19 protein-coding genes are annotated in these 20445 nt (G+C 65.8%); 11 read left to right on the forward strand and 8 right to left on the reverse strand.

Going from position 1 to position 20445, the window contains the following annotated elements; all coding sequences use genetic code 11:
- Window positions 1–20 precede the first annotated feature (20 nt).
- From CCOS865_RS02650 to CCOS865_RS02660, 3 genes are all read right to left on the reverse strand, one after another.
- Window positions 21–995, reverse strand: a complete 975-nt coding sequence (locus CCOS865_RS02650; protein WP_119137650.1) for a serine/threonine protein kinase — start codon at window positions 993–995, stop codon at window positions 21–23.
- Between the two features lie 145 nt (window positions 996–1140).
- The gene (locus CCOS865_RS02655; protein ID WP_119137653.1) at window positions 1141–1905 is read right to left on the reverse strand and encodes a TOBE domain-containing protein; all 765 of its coding nucleotides are present in this window, start codon (window positions 1903–1905) and stop codon (window positions 1141–1143) included.
- Between the two features lie 70 nt (window positions 1906–1975).
- Window positions 1976–2713: a ComF family protein gene (locus tag CCOS865_RS02660; protein ID WP_119137655.1), complete on the reverse strand. Its 738-nt coding sequence runs from the start codon at window positions 2711–2713 to the stop codon at window positions 1976–1978.
- An 88-nt stretch (window positions 2714–2801) separates the two neighbouring features.
- Here CCOS865_RS02660 and bioB point away from each other — a divergent pair, with 88 nt between their 5' ends.
- The 9 genes from bioB to CCOS865_RS02705 all read left to right on the forward strand — a co-directional run bounded on the left by bioB (window position 2802) and on the right by CCOS865_RS02705 (window position 13280).
- Window positions 2802–3860: a biotin synthase BioB gene (gene bioB / locus CCOS865_RS02665; protein WP_119137657.1), complete on the forward strand. Its 1059-nt coding sequence runs from the start codon at window positions 2802–2804 to the stop codon at window positions 3858–3860.
- Between the two features lie 2 nt (window positions 3861–3862).
- The gene (bioF, locus tag CCOS865_RS02670; RefSeq protein ID WP_119137659.1) at window positions 3863–5035 is read left to right on the forward strand and encodes an 8-amino-7-oxononanoate synthase; all 1173 of its coding nucleotides are present in this window, start codon (window positions 3863–3865) and stop codon (window positions 5033–5035) included.
- Complete coding sequence (locus tag CCOS865_RS02675) at window positions 5028–5759, forward strand: alpha/beta fold hydrolase (RefSeq protein ID WP_119137661.1); 732 nt, start codon at window positions 5028–5030, stop codon at window positions 5757–5759. The genes bioF and CCOS865_RS02675 overlap by 8 nt, the downstream gene beginning before the upstream one ends.
- Entirely contained in the window at window positions 5752–6576 is an 825-nt protein-coding gene (gene bioC, locus CCOS865_RS02680) for a malonyl-ACP O-methyltransferase BioC (RefSeq protein WP_167468999.1), read from the forward strand. Before CCOS865_RS02675 ends, bioC begins: the two co-directional genes overlap by 8 nt.
- A 1-nt stretch (window position 6577) precedes the next feature.
- Window positions 6578–7258 carry a dethiobiotin synthase gene (gene bioD, locus CCOS865_RS02685; protein ID WP_119137665.1) on the forward strand — a complete coding sequence of 227 codons (681 nt, stop codon included), beginning with the start codon at window positions 6578–6580 and terminating at the stop codon, window positions 7256–7258.
- Window positions 7259–7503: 245 nt separating this feature from the next.
- Window positions 7504–7800 (forward strand): pyrroloquinoline quinone biosynthesis protein PqqE, encoded by a 297-nt coding sequence (locus CCOS865_RS02690; RefSeq protein ID WP_119137667.1) that lies wholly within the window; start codon window positions 7504–7506, stop codon window positions 7798–7800.
- Window positions 7801–8086: 286 nt separating this feature from the next.
- Complete coding sequence (locus CCOS865_RS02695) at window positions 8087–9892, forward strand: phenylacyl-CoA dehydrogenase (protein ID WP_119137669.1); 1806 nt, start codon at window positions 8087–8089, stop codon at window positions 9890–9892.
- Between the two features lie 202 nt (window positions 9893–10094).
- Window positions 10095–11378: a GGDEF domain-containing protein gene (locus tag CCOS865_RS02700; protein ID WP_119137671.1), complete on the forward strand. Its 1284-nt coding sequence runs from the start codon at window positions 10095–10097 to the stop codon at window positions 11376–11378.
- A 123-nt stretch (window positions 11379–11501) separates the two neighbouring features.
- Window positions 11502–13280, forward strand: coding sequence for an acyl-CoA dehydrogenase C-terminal domain-containing protein (locus tag CCOS865_RS02705; protein WP_119137673.1), 1779 nt, complete (start codon window positions 11502–11504; stop codon window positions 13278–13280).
- Between the two features lie 376 nt (window positions 13281–13656).
- Here CCOS865_RS02705 and CCOS865_RS02710 read toward each other — a convergent pair whose 3' ends face one another.
- Window positions 13657–14571 carry a LysR family transcriptional regulator gene (locus CCOS865_RS02710; RefSeq protein ID WP_119137675.1) on the reverse strand — a complete coding sequence of 305 codons (915 nt, stop codon included), beginning with the start codon at window positions 14569–14571 and terminating at the stop codon, window positions 13657–13659.
- Window positions 14572–14802: 231 nt separating this feature from the next.
- Here CCOS865_RS02710 and CCOS865_RS02715 point away from each other — a divergent pair, with 231 nt between their 5' ends.
- Both CCOS865_RS02715 and CCOS865_RS02720 read left to right on the forward strand, forming a co-directional pair.
- Entirely contained in the window at window positions 14803–16074 is a 1272-nt protein-coding gene (locus tag CCOS865_RS02715) for an aspartate aminotransferase family protein (RefSeq protein ID WP_119137676.1), read from the forward strand.
- Between the two features lie 168 nt (window positions 16075–16242).
- Window positions 16243–16401, forward strand: a complete 159-nt coding sequence (locus CCOS865_RS02720) for a YqaE/Pmp3 family membrane protein (protein WP_092400858.1) — start codon at window positions 16243–16245, stop codon at window positions 16399–16401.
- 83 nt (window positions 16402–16484) lie between these two features.
- Here CCOS865_RS02720 and CCOS865_RS02725 read toward each other — a convergent pair whose 3' ends face one another.
- The 4 genes from CCOS865_RS02725 to pqqC are packed head-to-tail and all read right to left on the reverse strand — an operon-like array spanning window position 16485 to window position 20442.
- Window positions 16485–18317 (reverse strand): S9 family peptidase, encoded by a 1833-nt coding sequence (locus CCOS865_RS02725; RefSeq protein ID WP_119137678.1) that lies wholly within the window; start codon window positions 18315–18317, stop codon window positions 16485–16487.
- Complete coding sequence (gene pqqE, locus CCOS865_RS02730; RefSeq protein WP_119137680.1) at window positions 18283–19443, reverse strand: pyrroloquinoline quinone biosynthesis protein PqqE; 1161 nt, start codon at window positions 19441–19443, stop codon at window positions 18283–18285. Before pqqE ends, CCOS865_RS02725 begins: the two co-directional genes overlap by 35 nt.
- The gene (gene pqqD / locus CCOS865_RS02735) at window positions 19415–19690 is read right to left on the reverse strand and encodes a pyrroloquinoline quinone biosynthesis peptide chaperone PqqD (protein WP_119137682.1); all 276 of its coding nucleotides are present in this window, start codon (window positions 19688–19690) and stop codon (window positions 19415–19417) included. Before pqqD ends, pqqE begins: the two co-directional genes overlap by 29 nt.
- Entirely contained in the window at window positions 19687–20442 is a 756-nt protein-coding gene (gene pqqC / locus CCOS865_RS02740; RefSeq protein WP_119137684.1) for a pyrroloquinoline-quinone synthase PqqC, read from the reverse strand. The genes pqqD and pqqC overlap by 4 nt, the downstream gene beginning before the upstream one ends.
- Window positions 20443–20445: the final 3 nt, after the last annotated feature.

Raw genomic sequence — 20445 nt, forward strand, 5'->3', positions numbered from 1 at the left:
AGACAGACCTGCAGGGGGTTCTAGAACAATTTCAGCGGCTGCTCGTCGAGGGCTGCGCACTGTTCGCGCAGGGCCAGGATCTGGTCGCCCCAGTAGCGCGGCTGGCCGAACCAGGGGAAGCTGCGCGGGAACGCCGGGTCGTCCCAGCGGCGTGCCAGCCAGGCGCTGTAGTGCAGCTGGCGCAGGGCCCGCAGCGGCTCGATCAGCGGCAGCTCGCGCGGGTCGAAGTCGTGGAACTCGTTGTAGCCGTCGATCAGTTCGGCCAACTGCCCGAGGCGCTCTTCGCGGCTGCCGGCGAGCATCATCCACAGGTCTTGCACGGCGGGGCCCATGCGGCAGTCATCGAGGTCGACGACGTGGTAGGCCTCGTCGCGGTGCATGAGGTTGCCGGGGTGGCAGTCGCCGTGCAGGCGGATCAGTTGATGCGGGGTACGCGCGTAGACCGCCTCGACCCGCTTGAGCAGGTCGCGGGCCACCGACTCGTAGGCCGGCAGCAGCTCCTTTGGCACATGGTTGCCTGCCAGCAGGGTGTCCAGCGAGGCGTGGCCGAAGTTGCTCACCGCCAGCGCTTCGCGGTGCTCGAAGGGGCGGGTGGCGCCGACCTTGTGCAGGCGCCCAAGCAGTTGGCCGAGGCGGTACAGCTGGTCGAGGTTGCCCGGCTCCGGGGCGTGCCCGCCGCGCCGCGGGAACAGCGCAAAGCGAAAGCCCTGGTGCTCGAACAGGCTGCGGCCGTCGAGCTGGATCGGCGCCACTACCGGCACTTCGCAGTCGGCCAGTTCGGCGGTGAAGCTGTGTTCTTCGTGGATCTGTGCATCGCTCCAGCGGCCGGGGCGGTAGAACTTGGCGATCAGCGGCTGCTCATCTTCGATGCCCACCTGATAGACCCGGTTCTCGTAGCTGTTGAGCGCCAGCACCCGCGCGTCGCTGAGAAAGCCGATGCTTTCAACGGCGTCCAGGACCAGGTCGGGGGTGAGGGTGTCGAAGGGGTGGGACATTGGAGCTCCGGAGGGGCGACGTCAGTGAGCCATGGTACCCCATTCCACCTGGGCTCATTGGCCCTGCATAGCGAACCCCGCGGCCAACGCCGACCCTGTAGGAGCGGGTTTACCCGCGAACCGGGCGCGCAAGCGCACGGCCTGGCTACACCGGCACGCCCAGCAGCACAAAGGAGGGATGAAACTGCACCCGCAGCTCCAGCCCCGGCGCAACCTGGCGAGCGCTCAACCACTGGGCGTCGACAAACGCACACAGCGTCTGCCCATTGCCCAGGCTCAAGCGCACCTCGCTGCTGCCATCTTCGTCAGCCAGCACTTCCTCGACCGTGGCCGGCAGGCAGTTACACCCGTCCTCGGCCAGATCGCCATCGCCCAGCACCCGCACCCAGCCCGCCTTGAGCAACGCCACCACCATGCTGCCCAACGCCAGCTCCAGGCGCTCGGTGCTGTCCCGGGTAATCAACGCCTCGATCTCCAGACCGCCGCCGAGTGCCAGGCTGACCCGATCATGCCGGCCTTCCCGGCGCAGCCCGCTGACTTCGCCCTGCAACTGGTTGCGCGCACTGGTGCGCAGCATCAGGCGGCCGAGCAGGTCGAGGTCGCTGCTCTGCTCGGCGGCCTCGAGGATCTGTGCCTGCAAGCCTTGCAGCCGCTGGTAGAGGCGCAGCACCCGCTCGCCCTCGGCAGACAACCGCGCACCGCCGCCGCCGCGACCCCCGGTGCTGCGCTCGACCAGTGGCTGGCTGGCGAGGTTGTTGAGCTCGTCGATCGCATCCCAGGCGGCTTTGTAGCTGATCCCCGCAGCCTTGGCGGCACGGGTGATCGAGCCTTGCTCGGCAACATGCTGGAGCAGGGCGATGCGCTGCGGGCGACGGGCGATGTGTTGGGTGAGCAGGGTGGGCAAGGACATGAAGGCTGGCCAAAGGGGGTGAATGCAGCGACGGTGCCTCCCGTGTCGCGTCGAGTCAAGCCCGATGCCCTCACGCCTGGCCGGGCTTGGGTGTGCGCGCCAGGCAATACACATCGACCCGTCGCACCCCAGCCTTGAGCAGTATCTCGGCCAGCGCCTGGGCCGTGGCGCCGGTGGTCAGCACATCATCGATCAAGGCCACGTGCAGACCCTCTACCTGTGCCCCAGGCGCCAGGCAAAACGCCTGGCGCAAGTTGCCCCGCCGCTCACGCGCGCTCAGCAATTGCTGCGCCGGGGTGTCGCGGGTGCGCTGCAGCACCTGGTGATGACTGGCGATGCCCAACTGAGTGGACAACCAGCGCGCCAGCATCTCGGCCTGGTTGAAGCCGCGCGCGCGCAGTCGACGTGTCGCCAGCGGTACGGGCAACAACTGGTCTGGCTGTGCCAGCCCCTGGGCGAAGCGATACTGCAGCGCCTGCCCCAGCAAGTGTGCCAGCAAGCGGCCCAGCGGCCACTGGCGCTGGTGCTTGAAGCGGCTGACCAAGGTATCCACCGGAAAGCCGAAATGCCACGGCGCAACCACCTGGGCAAAGGCTGGCGGCCGGCGGCTGCATTGGCCGCAAAGCAAATCGGCCAGCGGCAGCGGCAACGCGCAGCGCAGGCACTGCTCCTCCAGCCAGGGCAGCTCTGCCTCGCAGGCCACGCACAGCGGGTAGGCCTGCTCCGCCGCTTCATTGCAGAGTAAACACGCATGGTCAATATTTAACCAGTTGTAAACCTTGCCTCTTGCGGGTGGTTGACAGTCCATGGGCCTTCCGTAACTATTGCGGCTATCCGTGATGCGCTGGCGGCGTTGCTGTCCCCGCGCCCGTCAAAGCCTAGATAAGGAAACGCCGATGAGCGCCAGCACAACTGCAACAACACGTCACGACTGGGCCCTGGCCGAGGTCAAGGCGCTGTTCCAGCAACCGTTCAACGACCTGTTGTTCCAGGCGCAGAGCGTGCATCGCGCGCACTTCGATCCGAACCGCGTGCAGGTCTCGACCTTGCTGTCGATCAAGACCGGCGCGTGCCCGGAAGATTGCAAATATTGTCCGCAGTCCGGCCACTACAACACCGGGCTGGAAAAACAGAAGTTGATGGAAGTGCAGAAGGTCCTCGAAGAGGCCGCTCGCGCCAAGGCCATCGGCTCGACCCGCTTCTGCATGGGCGCGGCCTGGAAGCACCCGTCGGCCAAGGACATGCCGTATGTCCTGGAGATGGTCAAAGGGGTCAAGGCCCTGGGCCTGGAAACCTGCATGACCCTCGGCCGCCTCGACCAGGACCAGACCGCCGTGCTGGCCCAGGCCGGCCTGGACTACTACAACCACAACCTCGACACCTCGCCGGACTTCTACACCAGCATCATCACCACCCGCACCTACAGCGAGCGCCTGCAGACCCTGGCCTACGTGCGCGATGCCGGGATGAAGATCTGCTCGGGCGGCATCCTCGGCATGGGCGAGTCGCTGGACGACCGCGCAAACCTGCTGATCCAGCTGGCCAACCTGCCGGAGCACCCGGAGTCGGTGCCGATCAACATGCTGGTCAAGGTCGCCGGCACGCCGCTGGCCAATGAAGAAGACGTCGATCCCTTCGACTTCATCCGCATGCTGGCGGTGGCGCGTATCCTCATGCCCACGTCGCACGTGCGCCTGTCGGCGGGCCGCGAGGCGATGAACGAGCAGATGCAAGCACTGGCGTTCATGGCCGGGGCCAACTCGATCTTCTATGGCGAGAAGCTGCTGACCACCGCCAACCCGCAGGCCGACAAGGACATGCAGCTGTTCGCCCGTCTCGGCATCCAGCCGGAAGCGCGCGAAGAGCACGCCGACGAAGTGCACCAGGCGGCCATCGAGCAAGCCCTGGTCGAGCAGCGCAGCAGCGAGATGTTCTACGACGCAGCGTCTGCCTGAGCATGGCCTTCGACCTGACGGCGCGCCTGGCCGAACGGCGCGCCGCCGACCTCTATCGGCAGCGGCCGCTCCTGCAAAGCCCGCAAGGGCCGCAGGTGGTGGTCGACGGCCAGCCGCTGCTGGCCTTCTGCAACAATGACTACCTGGGCCTGGCCAACCACCCCGAGGTGATCGCCGCCTGGCAGGCGGGCGCCGAGCGCTGGGGTGTCGGCGGCGGTGCCTCGCACCTGGTCATCGGCCACAGCACGCCTCACCACCAGCTGGAAGAGGCGCTCGCCGAGCTCACCGGGCGCCCGCGTGCGTTGCTGTTTTCCACGGGCTACATGGCCAACCTCGGCGCGATCACCGCGCTGGTCGGGCAGGGCGACACGGTCCTTCAGGACCGTCTCAACCACGCCTCGTTGCTGGATGGCGGGCTGCTCAGCGGCGCGCGCTTCAACCGTTACCTGCACAACGACCCGGTCAGCCTGGCCAGCCGCCTGGACAAGGCGAGCGGCAATACCCTGGTAGTGACCGATGGGGTGTTCAGCATGGACGGCGACCTTGCCGACCTGCCGGCCCTGGCCGCTACCGCCCAGGCACGCGGTGCCTGGTTGATGGTCGATGACGCGCACGGCCTGGGCACCCTGGGTGCCAATGGCGGCGGTATCGTCGAGCACTTTGGCCTGGGCCTGGAGGAGGTGCCGGTACTGATCGGCACCCTGGGCAAGGCCTGCGGTACCGCGGGCGCTTTCGTCGCGGGCAGCGAAGAGCTGATCGAGGCGCTGGTGCAGTTCGCCCGGCCCTACATCTACACCACCAGCCAGCCGCCAGCGCTGGCCTGTGCCACGCTCAAGAGCCTGGAACTGCTGCGCCGCGAAAGCTGGCGGCGTGAGCACCTCGCTGCGCTGATCCGGCAGTTCCGCCAGGGCGCCGAGCAGATCGGCCTGCGCCTGATGGACAGCCAGACGCCGATCCAGCCGATCCTGATCGGCGACAGCGCACGCGCCTTGCGCCTGTCGCGGATGTTGCGCGAGCGTGGGCTGCTGGTGACGGCGATTCGCCCGCCGACCGTGCCTGCCGGCAGCGCCCGCCTGCGGGTTACCTTGAGCGCCGCGCACAGCGAGGCGCAGGTCCAGCTATTGTTGAATGCATTGGCCGAGTGTTATCCACAGCTGGAGTCCGCCGATGCGTAACCGACTGATCCTCTTGCCCGGCTGGGGCCTGGGCACCGCTGCACTGGAACCGCTGGCCGCCAGCCTGCGCGCCCAGGATTCGCGCCTGCAGGTCGAACTGATGCCCCTGCCGGAACTGGCCGAAGGCGATGTCCAGGCCTGGGTCGAGCACCTCGACCGCACACTGCCTAACGACACCTGGCTGGGCGGCTGGTCGCTGGGCGGCATGCTCGCCAGCGAGCTGGCGCGCAAGCGCGGTGATCACTGCTGCGGGCTGCTGACCCTGGCCAGCAACCCGAGCTTCGTCAGCCGCGCGGACTGGCCGCACGGCATGGCGACAGACACCTTTGGCACCTTTCTCGATGGGTGTCGCAGCCATCCCCAGGTGACCCTCAAGCGTTTTCGCACGCTGTGCAGCGACGGCGCGCATATGCCGCGCACGTTGCTGCGCCAACTTGGCGTCGGGGTGCCCGCCACCGACCCGCTGTACCTGGCCAGCGGCCTCGAGGTACTGGCCCGGCTGGACACCCGCGCGGCGCTGGACGCCTATGCCGGCCCGCAACTGCACCTGTTCGCCGGCAGCGATGCGCTGGTCCCGGCGGAGGCGGCCAAGGCCTTGAGCGAGCTGCTGCCCGACATCGAAGTCGGCCTGGTCGAAGAGAGTTCCCACGCCTTCCTGCTGGAATACCCACAGGAGCTGGCGGCGGGCATCAAGAGTTTTCTGCATGAGAGTGGTGATGACTGATCTTTCCCAGCCGAGCCTGCCCGGCACGCTGCCGGACAAACGCCAGGTGGCGGCTTCGTTCTCCAAGGCAGCGGCCAGCTATGACAGCGTCGCGGCGCTGCAGCGGGCGGTGGGTATCGCCCTGCTCGAACAACTGCCCGATGACCTCGCGCCGAGCCGTTGGCTCGACCTGGGCAGTGGCACCGGTTACTTCAGCCGGGTCCTGGCCGAGCGCTTCGCCGGCGCGCTGGGTATCGCGGTCGACATCGCCGAAGGCATGCTGGGCCACGCCCGCGGCCAGGGCGGCGCGCGCTTTCATGTGGCCGGCGACGCCGAGCGCTTGCCGTTGCAGAGCGCCAGCGTCGACCTGGTGTTCACCAGCCTGGCCGTGCAGTGGTGCAGCCAGTTCGCCAGCGTGCTCAGCGAAGCCCAGCGGGTGCTGCGCCCGGGCGGCGTGTTGGCGTTCAGCAGCCTGTGTGTCGGCACCCTGGACGAACTGCGCGCCAGTTGGCAGGCCGTGGATGGCATGGTCCACGTCAACCGCTTCCGCCGTTTCGAGGACTACCAGCGCCTGTGCGCCGAGAGCGAGCTGCAGCTGCTTGGCCTCGAGCAGCGCGCGCAGGTCTTGCATTACCCGGATGTGCGCAGCCTGACCCACGAGCTGAAAGCCCTCGGTGCGCACAACCTCAACCCCGGCCGGCCCTCGGGCCTGACCGGTCGGGCACGCATGCAAGGGCTGTTGCAGGCTTACGAGCAGTTCCGCCAGCCACAGGGGCTGCCCGCCACCTATCAGGTGGTCTATGGTGTGTTGCGCAAGCCACTGCAGCCAGGGGAGTGACATGAGCCAGGGGTATTTCATTGCCGGTACCGACACCGACGTCGGCAAGACCACCATCGCCGCCGGCCTGTTGCATGCGGCCCGCCTGAACGGCGCGAGCACCCTCGGCGCCAAGCCGGTGGCGTCGGGGTGTACGCTGACCAGCAAGGGCTTGCGCAACGCCGACGCGCTGGCACTGATCGACGAGAGTTCACTGAAACTGCCCTACGAGCAGGTCAATCCCTTTGCCTTCGAGCCGGCCATCGCCCCGCACCTGGCGGCGCGTGAGGCGGGGGTGACGCTGGGCGTGCCCACGTTGGTGGCGGCCATGCGCCAGGTGCTGGCCCAGGGCGCGGACTTCACCTTGATCGAGGGCGCGGGCGGCTGGCGCGTGCCGCTGTCCGACCAGGCCAACCTGTCCGACCTGGCGATTGCCCTCAAACTCCCCGTGATCCTGGTCGTGGGGGTGCGCCTGGGCTGCATCAACCATGCGCTGCTCAGCGCCGAGGCGATTGCCCGCGATGGGTTGCAGCTGGCGGGCTGGGTGGCGAACGTGATCGACCCGAAGACCTCGCGCCTGGAAGAAAACCTCGCCAGCCTGGCCGAGCGTTTACCGGCGCCTTGCCTGGGCCGCGTGCCCAAGCTCAAGCAGCCGAGCGCGGCGGCGGTGGCGGATTACCTGCAGCTGGACCTGCTGGATTGATGCCGGTACTGCTGGCCTCCTCGCGGGTAAACCCGCTCCCACAGGCAGAGCGCAGCCTTCATAAGCACCGCTAACTCTGTGGGAGCGGGTTTACCCGCGGAGAGGCCAGCGGTCGCACATCAGTGTCGGGGTATGTCCTGGGTCTATCGGCTGGCACTAGGCTATTAGGGATTTAAACGGGCCTTTTTGCCCATGGGCTGCTTTAATGAAGCCTGTCCGTTATCCAGCGTCATTGGAGTTTTGACATGGAAATCACCGGTAGTTCCGCCTACTACGCGGGTCTTGGCGCCATTCAGGCCGGCCAGAACCGCGTCGACCAGGCCGCCAGCCAGATCGCCAACGGCACCGTCGAGCGTGCCGCCACCAGCCAGTCCAGCGACTACCAGGCCGAGCGCCTGCGTGCCGTCGACCGCAGCCAGCAGATGGACATGGCCACCAGCACGGTGCAATTGGCGCTGGGCAAGCTCGAAGTCCAGGCCGGCGCCTCAGTCGCCAAGGCTTCCGACGAACTGCTCGGCAGGTTCATCGACACCTACGCCTGATCAAAAAATGTGCAGGCCCCCTGTAGGAGCGGGCTTGCCCGCGATAGCGTTCGCCTGGTTACCGAGGTTGCCCGGACCGACGCTATCGCGGGCAAGCCCGCTCCTACGCGTTTGTACGCATGCCTGGCATAAACGCCATATTTCGTGACGTAAATGGCACCATAGTCCCTCCTTGACAAGAACCGCCCCTAAACGTAAGTTTCAAACAACTGTTTGACCGATAGCCACCCAAGAGCTGGTCGGTGTCAGCGGTCACCCCACCGGACTCCTCAAGAGGTTCATCGCAATGCCTGAATACAAAGCCCCCTTGCGTGATATTCGCTTCGTTCGCGACGAGCTGCTCGGCTACGAAGCGCACTATCAAAGCCTGCCGGGTTGCGAGGACGCAACGCCCGACATGGTCGACGCGATCCTTGAGGAAGGCGCGAAATTCTGTGAGCAGGTGCTGGCCCCGCTAAACCGCGTCGGTGACCTCGAAGGCTGCACCTGGAGCGAGGCGGGGGTGAAAACCCCAACCGGCTTCAAGGAAGCCTACAAGCAGTTCGTCGAAGGTGGCTGGCCGAGCCTGGCGCATGACGTCGCCCACGGCGGCCAAGGCCTGCCGGAGTCGCTGGGCCTGGCGGTGAGCGAGATGGTCGGTGAGTCGAACTGGTCGTGGGGCATGTACCCGGGCCTGTCGCACGGCGCCATGAACACCATCTCCGAGCACGGCACGCCTGAGCAGCAAGAGGCCTACCTGACCAAGCTGGTGACCGGCGAATGGACCGGCACCATGTGCCTCACCGAGCCGCACTGCGGCACCGACCTGGGCATGCTGCGGACCAAGGCCGAGCCTCAGGCCGACGGTTCCTACAAAGTCTCTGGCACCAAGATCTTCATCTCGGCCGGTGAGCACGACATGGCCGACAACATCGTCCACATCGTCCTGGCCCGCCTGCCCGACGCACCGGCGGGCACCAAAGGCATCTCGCTGTTCATCGTGCCGAAGTTCCTGCCGACCGCCGAGGGCGGCGTCGGTGAGCGCAACGGCGTCAGCTGTGGCTCGCTCGAACACAAGATGGGCATCCACGGCAACGCCACCTGCGTGATGAACTTCGACAGCGCCACCGGCTACCTGATCGGCCCTGCCAACAAGGGCCTGAACTGCATGTTCACGTTCATGAACACCGCTCGCCTGGGTACCGCGCTGCAAGGCCTGGCCCACGCCGAAGTGGCCTTCCAGGGTGGCCTGAAGTACGCCCGTGATCGCCTGCAGATGCGCTCCCTGACCGGTCCGAAAGCCCCCGACAAGGCGGCCGACCCGATCATCGTCCACCCGGACGTGCGGCGTATGCTGCTGACCATGAAAGCCTTCGCCGAAGGCAACCGCGCGATGGTCTATTTCACCGCCCAGCAAGTCGACATCGTCAAGTACAGCCAGGACGAAGAAGCGCGCAAGAAGGCCGACGCACTGCTGGCCTTCATGACCCCGATCGCCAAGGCGTTCATGACCGAAGTCGGTTTCGAGTCCGCCAACCACGGTGTACAGATCTACGGTGGCCACGGCTTTATCGCCGAGTGGGGCATGGAGCAGAACGTGCGCGACAGCCGCATCTCCATGCTGTACGAAGGCACTACTGGCATCCAGGCCCTCGACCTGCTCGGGCGCAAGGTGCTGATGACTCAGGGCGAGGCGCTCAAGGGCTTCACCAAGATCGTCCACAAGTTCTGCCAGGCGCAGGAAGGCAATGCCTCGATCAAGGAGTTCGTCGAGCCGCTGGCCGCGATCAACAAGGAATGGGGCGAGCTGACCATGAAGATCGGCATGGCCGCCATGAAGGACCGTGAGGAAGTCGGCGCCGCGTCGGTCGACTACCTGATGTACTCCGGCTATGCGTGCCTGGCGTACTTCTGGGCCGACATCGCCCGCCTGGCCGCCGAGAAGCTCGCTGCCGGCACCAGCGAAGAGGCGTTCTACACCGCCAAGCTGCAGACCGCGCGCTTCTACTTCCAGCGCATCCTGCCGCGTACCCGTACCCACGTGGCGACCATGTTGTCCGGCGCAGGCAACCTGATGGCGATGGACGAAGAGCACTTCGGTCTGTCGATCTAAGCCCGCGGGCTGTGCAAAAAACCGTCTGCCTTAACTGGCAGGCGGTTTTTTTTTGCCAGCCGCTAGCACGCTGTTACACAGAAAAAGCTAAGCCTCGCCCCACCGCTGCCGTTAAACAACCCGTGTATTCATCTATTCATGTGCGCTGCCGATGAAGTAAAGGCACAATGCCACTATTGATCTGCCGGGTTGGAGATTACCCTTGTTTCAACTATCCGCTGTACGCGTGAGCCATTTCCTGCCATCGCTGGTGTTGCTGGTGTCGGGGCTTGCTGCGGCTTACGTCCGCGACCTCAATGTCTTCTTCACCTCGCTGTTCAACGTCCTGCCGACCTTGGTCCTGCTGCTGGGCGGCGCCTACTGTGCGGTGTACCGCCGTCAGCGCGAACTGTTCCTGATGGTCACGGTGTACATCGCCTACTTTCTGCTCGATACCCAGACCGACTTCTACCGTGACAACGGCCGGGTGCGCGAAGACGCTGCGGTGATCTTCCACCTGGTCTGCCTGCTGTTGCCCGCCTTGTTCGGCCTGTTCGGCGCCTGGCAGGAGCGCACCCACCTGGCCCAGGACATGCTCGCCCGGTTTGCCGTGCTGTTTGCCGTCGGCAGTGTCGCGGTGGCCCTGCAACAGAGCTTCCCCGATGCGCTGTTGCGCTGGCTGGCGGAGATCCGCTGGCCCTCGCTGCACGGTCAGTGGATGAGCCTGATCCAGCTGGCCTACCCGCTGTTTGCCGGGGTCTTCATCCTGCTGGTGGTGCAGTACCTGCGCCAGCCGCGGCCGTTGCACGCGGCGCAGGTGATCGGCCTGATCGGCATTTTCTGGATGCTGCCCAAGACCTTCATCCTGCCGTTCACCCTGAACATCATGTGCAGCCAGGTGATGTTGATGATCGCCGCGGCGGTGTCGCACGAGGCCTACCAGATGGCTTTTCGCGACGAGTTGACCGGCCTGCCGGGGCGTCGCGCGCTGAACGAGCGCATGCAGCGCCTGGGGCGCAACTACGTGATCGCCATGACCGATGTCGACCACTTCAAGAAATTCAACGACACCCATGGCCACGACGTCGGCGACCAGGTGTTGCGCCTGGTCGCCAGTCGCCTGTCGAAAGTGACCGGCGGCGGTCGCGCGTATCGCTACGGGGGTGAGGAATTCGCCCTGGTGTTCGCCGGCAAGACGGCCGAGGAATGCCTGCCGCACCTGGAGGCGGTGCGCGAGATGATCGCCAACTATGCGATCCAGCTGCGCGATCAGAACAGCCGACCGCAGGATGACTCTGCGGGTCGCCAGCGGCGCACGGGCGGGGCCAATACCACGGTTTCGGTGACCATCAGCATCGGTGTCGCCGAGCGCCTGATCGACCACCGCAACCCCGAGGCCGTGCTCAAGTCCGCCGATGAGGCGCTCTACACTGCCAAGGGCGCGGGGCGTAACTGCGTCATCCTGTTCGGCCAGCAATCGCGTCGCGGCGCGGTTCGAATGGCGTGACTTTGTAATACCAAATAGTCACGTGATGACCCTATGTCTCGCAAAAGTTGTTCGGTTACACTGCATCCAACCCAGTGCCGCGGTCCCGCGAGACCGCCCCGACCCTACTAGCGAGAGGTTGTCATGGCTGACTATAAAGCGCCCCTGCGCGATATGCGCTTCGTCCTCAATGAAGTCTTCGACGTGGCCACGCTCTGGTCGCAGCTGCCGCAACTGGCCGAAGTGGTCGATCAGGAGACTGCCCTGGCCGTGCTCGAAGAAGCCGGCAAGGTCACCAGCAAGACCATTGCCCCGCTCAACCGCGCCAGCGACGAAGAGGGCTGCCAGTGGGACAACGGTGCGGTAAGCACCCCGGCCGGTTTCATCGAGGCCTACCGGACCTACGCCGAAGGCGGCTGGGTGGGGGTGGGTGGCGACCCGCAGTTCGGCGGCATGGGCATGCCCAAGGCCATTTCGGCCCAGGTCGAGGAGATGGTCAACGCCTCCAGCCTGGCGTTCGGCCTGTACCCGATGCTGACCGCCGGTGCCTGCCTGTCGATCAACGCCCACGCCAGTGAAGCGCTCAAGCAGCAGTACCTGCCGAACATGTACGCCGGGGTCTGGGCCGGCTCCATGTGCCTGACCGAGCCGCACGCCGGTACCGACCTGGGCATCATCCGCACCAAGGCCGAACCGCAGGCCGACGGCAGCTACCACGTCAGCGGCACCAAGATCTTCATCACCGGTGGCGAGCACGACCTGACCGAGAACATCATCCACCTGGTGCTGGCCAAGCTGCCGGATGCGCCGGCGGGGCCGAAGGGCATTTCGCTGTTCCTGGTGCCCAAGTTCCTGGTCAACGCTGACGGAAGCCTTGGCGCGCGCAACCCGGCCAACTGCGGCTCGATCGAGCACAAGATGGGCATTCAGGGCTCGTCGACCTGTGTGATGAACTTCGACAGCGCCGTGGGTTACCTGGTCGGTGAGCCGAACAAGGGCCTGGCGGCGATGTTCACCATGATGAACTACGAGCGCCTCGGGGTCGGTATCCAGGGCCTGGCCTCGGCCGAGCGCTCGTACCAGAACGCCGTCGAGTATGCCCGTGACCGTCTGCAGAGCCGCTCGCCGAGCGGCCCGCAGGCCAAGGACAAGGTCGCCGACCCGATCATCGTGCACCCCGATGTGCGCCGCATGCTGCTGACCATGAAGGCCTTGATCGAGGGCGGCCGGGCCTTCTCCACCTATGTCGCGATGCAACTGGACAGCGCCAAGTACAGTGAAGACCCGGTCACCCGCAAGCGCGGCGAGGAGCTGGTGGCGTTGCTGACGCCGGTGGCCAAGGCGTTTCTCACCGACACCGGCCTTGAGTGCGCGGTGCATGGCCAGCAGGTGTTTGGCGGCCATGGTTACATCCGTGAGTGGGGCCAGGAGCAACTGGTGCGGGATGTGCGCATCACGCAGATCTACGAAGGCACCAACGGTATTCAGGCGCTCGACCTGATGGGGCGCAAGGTGGTCGGCAGCGGCGGTGCGTTGTACCGGGTGTTCGCCGACGAGATCCGCCAGTTCATCGGCACCGCTGGCAGTGACCTGGGCGAGTTTACCCAGCCGTTGGGCGCCGCGCTGGAGCAGCTCGACGGGCTGACCGAGTGGGTGCTGGAACAGGCCAAGGGCAACCCGCACGAGATCGGTGCGGCGTCGGTCGAGTACCTGCATGCGTTTGGCTATGTGGCCTACGGCTACATGTGGGCGTTGATGGCGCGAGCGGCCAAGGTGGGCGAGGGCGACGAAGCGTTCTACGGCGCGAAGCTGGGCACGGCGCGGTTCTACTTTGCCCGTTTGCTGCCACGGGTGGACTCGTTGGTTGCTTCCGTGAAGGCGGGGAGTGAGACGTTGTACCTGCTGGATGCCGCGCAGTTCTGACGACCCTGGGGCTGCTCTGCAGCCCTTTCGCGACACAAGGCCGCTCCCACAGTGAACTGTGCAGAATCTGAAGTCTGTACTGTCCCTTGTGGGAGCGGCCTTGTGTCGCGAAAGGGTCGCGCAGCGGCCCCCAGCAATCTGACATGACTGCAAACGAGTCCCGCTTGTAAGCTTTTTCCTACACGACGTGGTGACTTTTCGCCACTTTCCTAAGATTGGATCCACGGGTAATCTTTCTTACATGGACGGAGCGCAGGAAGCGCAAAGGACAGAACAGGGACCCGTAGGATTCTCGCCAGGATGGTGAGCGATAAGGATGTCAGGGAAACAGTCTGGGAAACCCCGCTTCGGCGGGGTTTTCTTCGTCTGCTGTTTGTCAGCCTCGTGGCGAAACGCCCGGCAGACGTGCGTCGGTCTCTTCTTCGAGCAAGGTCCGCAGCAGCTCCACAGAGGCCTGCTGGCGCTGGGCATCGCGGAATACCAGGCCGACCTTGAGTGGCACCCGTGGCTCGCTCAAAGGCTTCCACAGCAGTTCCTGGTCGTCTTCGGCGGCTTCCTTGGCCCGCCCTGGCAAGATGGTCGCCAGCGAGGTGTGCGCCAGGCTGTCGAGAATCCCGCCCATGGTGTTCATCTCGGCCTGCACCTGTGGCCGCCGCCCCTGATTGGCCAACTGCTCCTTCCAGATCTGGCGGATCTGAAACTCCTCACCCAGCATCAGCATCGGCAGCTCCGCCGCCTGCCTGATCGACACCTTCTTGAAGTCCTTCAGGGGGTGGGTATTGGGGATCACCAGTTGCAGTTCATCTTCGTACAGCATCAGGCCGTGCAGCCCCGGCTGGCGCGGCGGCAGGTAACTGATGCCGATGTCCAGGTTGCCGTTGAGCAGGCGCCGTTCGATCTCCAGCCCCGACAGTTCGTAGATCTGCACCACCAGGTGCGGCTGGGCCTTGCGTACCCGCTCGAGCAGCCGCGGGACCAGGCTTGGCCGCACGGTCTGCAGCACGCCGATGGCCAGCGTGCGCAGCGACTGGCCCTTGAAGTTGCGCATGGCCTCGTGCGCCCGCTGCAGGCCGTCGAGCAGGGGCTGGGCATGGTTGTACAGGGTGTGCGCGGCAAGGGTCGGCAGCAGGCGCTTGTTGCTGCGCTCGAACAGGCTCAGGTCGAGGCTGTGTTCGAGTTGGCGAATCTGCTGCGACAGCGCCGGCTGCGACAGCGACAGGCGCTCTGCGGCACGGCCCACATGGCCTTCTTCGTACACCGCGACGAAATAGCGCAGTTGGCGAAAATCCATAAGTAATGCTTATCGAAATAGCTGGAAAAACGAAATGGCCGTGAGGCCGCCGAGTGCCTAGTCTAGCGCCGCACTCAAGCGCTACACAGCGATGCTTTGGTCGATTGTCATCGCTGCTGAAAAAGACTTTTGATAGGCAAGGCTAAAAGATCGGTTTTGCAGCCGATCACGCGAAATTCCGGCACACGACCGGACCTTGACCGCCATCTCCCGTGATGGGTTGGAGCCCTGATGAACCTGTTCAACTTGCGCCGTTCGGCCACTGTGGTTGCCGAGCCTGCGTGCGCCCCGCTGGCAGCCGCCGCGCCGTTGTCGCGTGAGCGGCTGATGCCAAGCGCCGTGCGTGCCGCACAGGTGTTCGTGCGCGGCCAGGGCTCGTGGCTGTGGGACAGCGAGGGGCATGCCTACCTGGACTTCACCCAGGGCGGCGCGGTCAACAGCCTGGGGCATAGCCCGAATGTGCTGGTCAAGGCGCTGGGCAACCAGGCCCAGGCGTTGATCAACCCGGGCGCGGGCTTTCACAGCGCGGGCCTGCTGCGCCTGGTCGAGCGGCTCTGCCAGAGCACCGGCAGTGACCAGGCCTACCTGCTCAACAGCGGTGCCGATGCCTGCGAAGGCGCGATCAAGCTGGCGCGCAAGTGGGGCCAGCGCCATCGCAATGGCGCCTATCACATCATTACCGCCAGCCAGGGCTGCCACGGCCGCAGCCTGGGTGCGCTGTCGGCGTCTGACCCGCTGCCGTGCAACCGCTGCGAACCCGGCCTGCCGGGCTTCAGCAAGGTTCCGTTCAATGACCTGCAGGCCCTGCATGCGGCGGTCGACTCGCGCACCGTGGCGATCATGCTCGAGCCGATCCAGGGCGAGGCCGGGGTGATCCCGGCAACGCGTGACTATCTCAAGGGCGTCGAGCGGCTGTGCCGCGAGCTGGGCATCCTGCTGATCCTCGACGAAGTGCAGACCGGAGTCGGCCGTTGCGGCGCCTTGCTCGCCGAACAGACCTACGACGTGCGTGCCGACATCATCACCCTTGGCAAGGGCCTGGGCGGTGGTGTGCCGCTGGCGGCGCTGCTGGCGCGGGGCAGCGCCTGTTGCGCCGAGCCTGGCGAGCTTGAAGGCAGCCATCATGGCAACGCGCTGATGAGCGCGGCTGGCCTGGCGGTACTGGAGACCGTGCTGGCGCCGGGTTTCTTCCAGCAGGTGGAGGACAGTGGCCGGTATTTGCGCGACGGCCTGAGCCGCCTGGCCGGGCGCTATGGCCAGGGTCAGGTGCGCGGCCAAGGGCTGCTGTGGGCACTGCAACTGCAGGATGACCAGGCCCAGGCGCTGGTCGAAGCCGCCCTGCACGAGGGCTTGCTGGTCAATGCACCGCAGGCCGATGTGCTGCGTTTTTCACCGGCCCTGACGGTCAGCAAGGGCAACATCGACGAGATGCTGCTGCGTTTGTCGCGGGCCTTCGCCCGTGTGCACGCCCAGCCGCGCAGCCGCCGCGAGGTACCGGCCTGAGCGGGCGTAGCGCACTACAGAATTTCAACGAACCGTCTCGCGTTTCTGCGCATCGCCCTTGGCCTGCTTCATTTGGCCCGGGGCGTTTTTTTTGGCTGTTCGCTGGGGTGTTGAACCTCTGGCGTGCGCGACTAGTCTCTGTTTAAACCCTTTGACGGAGACACATGCATGGACATCATTCGCATCATCATCGCGATTCTTCTGCCGCCGCTCGGGGTGTTCCTGCAGGTTGGGTTTGCCGGGGCGTTCTGGCTGAACATCCTGCTGACGCTGCTGGGGTATATTCCGGGCATCGTGCATGCGGTGTACATCATCGCCAAACGCTGACGCCATTTCGCCGGCAAGCCCGCTCCTACAGAGAGACCGCGGTCCTCGTAGGAGCGGGCTTGCCCGCGATGGGGCTGCACACGCTACCGACCCAACACCCGGCAGTAGAACTTCCACTCTTCCTCAAGCGCATGCGCCAGGTTCTCGGCCTTGCGGAACCCATGCCGCTCGCCCGCATAGAAGTGCCCTTCAGCCTCGATCCCATTGGCCTGCAATGCGGCCAGCATGTCGCGGGTCTGCTGGGGCACCACCACCGCATCCAGCTCGCCCTGGAAGAAGATCACCGGCACCTTGATCTGCTCGGCATGCAGCAACGGCGTGCGCTGCCGGTAGCGTTCGGCATCGCGCTCTGGATCACCGATCAGCCAGTCCAGGTAATCGCCTTCGAACTTGTGCGTGGCACGGGCCAAGGCCACCGGGTCGCTGACCCCGTACAGGCTGGCACCGGCGCGGAATACCTCCTTGAAGGCCAGCGCGCACAGCGTGGTATAGCCGCCCGCGCTGCCGCCGCGAATGAACGCCTGGTGCGCATCGACCAGGCCCAGCCCGGCCAGGTGGGCCACCGCCGCGCAGGCGTCTTCGACGTCGCTTTCACCCCAGCGCAAGTGCAGCGCCTGGCGGTAGTCGCGGCCGTAGCCGGTGCTGCCGCGGTAGTTGAGATCGGCCACGGCAAAGCCGCGCTGGGTCCAGTACTGGATCCGCGCGTCGAGCACCGGATAGCAGGCCGAGGTCGGGCCGCCGTGGATGAACAGCACCAGCGGCGACGGCTCGCTACCGCTCATGGCGGGGTAGAAGAAACCATGGGCGTGGCCCGCGCCGCTGGGGTAGCGAATCGGCTGCGGGCGGCTGACCCGTTCGGCCGGCAGCGGCGCGCCGCCTCCCGCCAGTGGGGTGATCTGCTGGCTGCGCCTATCGATGGCGATCACCGTTGGCGGGCTGAGCGGGGAGGCGGCAATCGCATAGATGCAGTCGTCGTCCATGGCCAGGCTGCGAAAGCGCGTGTACTCGCTGGCATAGCGCTGTACCTGACCGGCTTCAGTGCACAGGCCCAGATGAGCGAAGCCTGCCTCGAACCAGGTCGCCAGGTAGCGATCAGGCCCCAGCGCCATCCAGCTGCTGGCGCCCAGTTGCCAAGGCGCGGCGGCATGGTCCGCGGCGGCGGCAGGCAAGGCCTGCCAGTGGCCGTCGAGTTCGCCCCAGGGCTGCCAGAAGCCATTGCGGTCGGACAGGCAGTAGAGCTGACCGTGGTCATCGAAGCGCGGTTGTTGCAGCGACGTGTCCTGGTCATCGTCGCCCGCCAGGCAGCGCGCCGCGCCCCATTGCCCTTGGCTGTCATGCACCCGGCACATCAGCCGGGTGCGCGTCCAGGGCTGAGCCGGCCGGTCCCATTCGATCCAGGCCAGGCGCAGGCCGTCTGTGCTGAGGGTCGGCGCCGCATAGAAGTCAGCCCCTTGCGCCAGCACCTCGCGCCCTGCGGCGCCAAGGCTCACCAACCGATGCGTGACCTGCTGGCCATGCTGCTCCTCGATGGCCAGCACCTGGCCGTCATGCCACAGCACATCGCCATAGCGGCAGTCCTCGGCCTGGGTCAGCGGGCGCGGCGCCGAGCCGTCGAGCGCCTGGGTGTAGACCTGCTGATCCGCCTCGTTGACGAACACCAGGCCGTCACCGCCAAGGCAGAAGCTGCCGCCGCCGTACTCGTACACCCGGCTGCGGGCACTGAAGCCATCCGGGGTCAGGCAATGTGCCTGTCGATCGCGCCACTGCCACAGGCGACACGCGCCGTCGGCCGGGCGAAATTCGTTCCAGAACACCCCGTCGGCACCGACCTTGAGTTCGGCGAAGTCGGTACCGGCGGCGACCGCCTGGGCGGCGCTGAAGTCAGCCGCGGACGATGACACGGGAGTTTCGCTCATTGCGGAAAGTCAGCTCTTCAATGGCCAGGTGGGCGTGCTCGGCTTCTTCGCGCGCCTTGAGGATGATGCCGTGGTGGGACGACTTGGCACACACTGGGTCGGCGTTGCTGGCGTCGCCGGTGAGCATGAAGGCCTGGCAGCGGCAGCCGCCGAAGTCCTTTTCCTTCTCGTCGCACGAGCGGCATGGCTCGGGCATCCAGTCGTAGCCGCGAAAGCGGTTGAAGCCGAACGAGTCGTACCAGATGTGCTTGAGGTCATGCTCGCGCACATTGGGGAACTGCACCGGCAACTGCCGCGCGCCATGGCAGGGCAGGGCGGTGCCGTCGGGGGTGACGGTGAGGAACACGCTGCCCCAGCCGTTCATGCAGCCCTTGGGGCGCTCTTCGTAGTAGTCGGGGGTGACGAAGATCAGCTTGCACGGGCTGCCCGCCGCCTTGAGTCGCTCGCGGTACTCATTGGTGATGCGTTCGGCGCGTTGCAGCTGCTCGCGGGTCGGCAGCAGGCCGAGCCGGTTGAGGTGGGCCCAGCCATAGAACTGGCAGGTGGCGAGCTCGACGAAGTCGGCTTCCAGCGCAATGCACAGCTCGATGATGCGGTCGATCTTGTCGATGTTGTGCCGGTGGGTGACGAAGTTCAGCACCATCGGATAGCCATGGGCCTTGACCGCGCGGGCCATCTCGAGCTTTTGCGCGAAGGCCTTCTTCGAGCCGGCGAGCAGGTTGTTGACCTGCTCGTCACTGGCCTGGAAGCTGATCTGGATGTGGTCCAGGCCGGCCGTCTTGAATTCGGCGATACGTTTTTCGGTCAGGCCGATGCCGGAAGTGATCAGGTTGGTGTAGTAGCCCAGCCGGCGGGCTTCGCCGATCAGTTCGGCGAGGTCCTGGCGCACCAGCGGCTCGCCCCCGGAAAAGCCCAGCTGCGCTGCGCCCATCTCGCGCGCTTCGGCCATCACCTTGAACCACTGCGCGGTCGTCAACTCCTGGCCCTGGGCGGCGAAGTCCAGCGGGTTGGAGCAGTACGGGCACTGCAGCGGGCAGCGGTAGGTCAGTTCGGCGAGCAGCCACAGCGGCAGGCCGACCGGCGGCGTGGCCGGCACTTCAGGTGAGGACGATCCAGTGTTCGGCACGGGCCACCTCCATGAACTGCTCGATGTCGGCGGCGACTTCGGGCACATCGGGGAACTGCAGCGAGAGCTCGGCGATGATCGCCGCGACCGAGCGCTGGCCATCGATCAGGCCGCCGATCAGCGCGGCGCTTTCGTTGAGCTTGATCATGCCCTCGGGGTACAGCAGGACATGGCCTTTTTGCGCCGGCTCATACTGATAACGATAGCCGGGGCGCCAGTGGGGGGTTGATTGGCGGTCGAAACTCATAAGGCGATCCCCTTGTGCCAGACCCGCTCGCGGGTGACAGAGTGATAAGGCGGGCGGTTCAGTTCGTAGGCCATGCTCATGGCGTCGAGCATGCTCCAGAGGATATCCAGCTTGAACTGGAGGATCTCGAGCATGCGCTCCTGGCCTTCACGGGTGGTGTAGTGCTGCAGGGTGATCGCCAGCCCGTGCTCGACATCACGCCGCGCCTGGCCGAGGCGGGTGCGGAAGTATTCGTAGCCGGCCGGGTCGATCCACGGGTAGTGCTGCGGCCAGCTGTCCAGGCGCGACTGGTGGATCTGCGGGGCAAACAGCTCGGTCAGCGAGCTGCTGGCGGCTTCTTGCCAGCTGGCACGGCGGGCGAAGTTGACGTAGGCGTCGACCGCAAAGCGCACGCCGGGCAGCACCAGCTCTTGCGAGCGCAGCTGGTCCGGGTCCAGCCCCACCGCCTGGCCGAGCCGCAGCCAGGCCTCGATGCCGCCGTCTTCGCCGGGCGCGCCGTCGTGGTCGAGCAGGCGCTGGATCCACTCACGGCGCACTTCGCGGTCCGGGCAGTTGGCCAGGATCGCGGCATCCTTCATGGGGATGTTGACCTGGTAGTAGAAGCGGTTGGCGACCCAGCCCTGGATCTGTTCGCGGCTGGCGCGGCCGTCATACATCGCCACGTGGTACGGGTGATGGATGTGGTAGTAGGCGCCCTTGGCGCGCAGGGCCTGCTCGAACTCGGCAGGGGACATCGGCGTTGCGTCGCTCATCAC

The sequence above is a fragment of the Pseudomonas reidholzensis genome (assembly GCF_900536025.1).
Lineage (GTDB): Bacteria > Pseudomonadota > Gammaproteobacteria > Pseudomonadales > Pseudomonadaceae > Aquipseudomonas > Aquipseudomonas reidholzensis.

Excerpts from the sequence above, each read along its gene's own strand:
- CCOS865_RS02675 (WP_119137661.1), top strand. The coding sequence starts at position 5,028 with ATGCGTAACCGACTGATCCTCTTGCCCGGCTGGGGCCTGGGCACCGCT.
- CCOS865_RS02655 (WP_119137653.1), bottom strand. The coding sequence starts at position 1,905 with ATGTCCTTGCCCACCCTGCTCACCCAACACATCGCCCGTCGCCCGCAG.
- pqqD (WP_119137682.1), bottom strand. The coding sequence starts at position 19,690 with ATGAGTTTCGACCGCCAATCAACCCCCCACTGGCGCCCCGGCTATCGT.
- CCOS865_RS02690 (WP_119137667.1), top strand. The coding sequence starts at position 7,504 with ATGGAAATCACCGGTAGTTCCGCCTACTACGCGGGTCTTGGCGCCATT.
- CCOS865_RS02715 (WP_119137676.1), top strand. The coding sequence starts at position 14,803 with ATGAACCTGTTCAACTTGCGCCGTTCGGCCACTGTGGTTGCCGAGCCT.
- CCOS865_RS02705 (WP_119137673.1), top strand. The coding sequence starts at position 11,502 with ATGGCTGACTATAAAGCGCCCCTGCGCGATATGCGCTTCGTCCTCAAT.
- CCOS865_RS02710 (WP_119137675.1), bottom strand. The coding sequence starts at position 14,571 with ATGGATTTTCGCCAACTGCGCTATTTCGTCGCGGTGTACGAAGAAGGC.
- bioF (WP_119137659.1), top strand. The coding sequence starts at position 3,863 with ATGGCCTTCGACCTGACGGCGCGCCTGGCCGAACGGCGCGCCGCCGAC.
- CCOS865_RS02650 (WP_119137650.1), bottom strand. The coding sequence starts at position 995 with ATGTCCCACCCCTTCGACACCCTCACCCCCGACCTGGTCCTGGACGCC.
- bioD (WP_119137665.1), top strand. The coding sequence starts at position 6,578 with ATGAGCCAGGGGTATTTCATTGCCGGTACCGACACCGACGTCGGCAAG.
- bioB (WP_119137657.1), top strand. The coding sequence starts at position 2,802 with ATGAGCGCCAGCACAACTGCAACAACACGTCACGACTGGGCCCTGGCC.
- pqqC (WP_119137684.1), bottom strand. The coding sequence starts at position 20,442 with ATGAGCGACGCAACGCCGATGTCCCCTGCCGAGTTCGAGCAGGCCCTG.
- CCOS865_RS02720 (WP_092400858.1), top strand. The coding sequence starts at position 16,243 with ATGGACATCATTCGCATCATCATCGCGATTCTTCTGCCGCCGCTCGGG.
- CCOS865_RS02660 (WP_119137655.1), bottom strand. The coding sequence starts at position 2,713 with ATGGACTGTCAACCACCCGCAAGAGGCAAGGTTTACAACTGGTTAAAT.
- bioC (WP_167468999.1), top strand. The coding sequence starts at position 5,752 with ATGACTGATCTTTCCCAGCCGAGCCTGCCCGGCACGCTGCCGGACAAA.
- CCOS865_RS02725 (WP_119137678.1), bottom strand. The coding sequence starts at position 18,317 with ATGAGCGAAACTCCCGTGTCATCGTCCGCGGCTGACTTCAGCGCCGCC.
- CCOS865_RS02695 (WP_119137669.1), top strand. The coding sequence starts at position 8,087 with ATGCCTGAATACAAAGCCCCCTTGCGTGATATTCGCTTCGTTCGCGAC.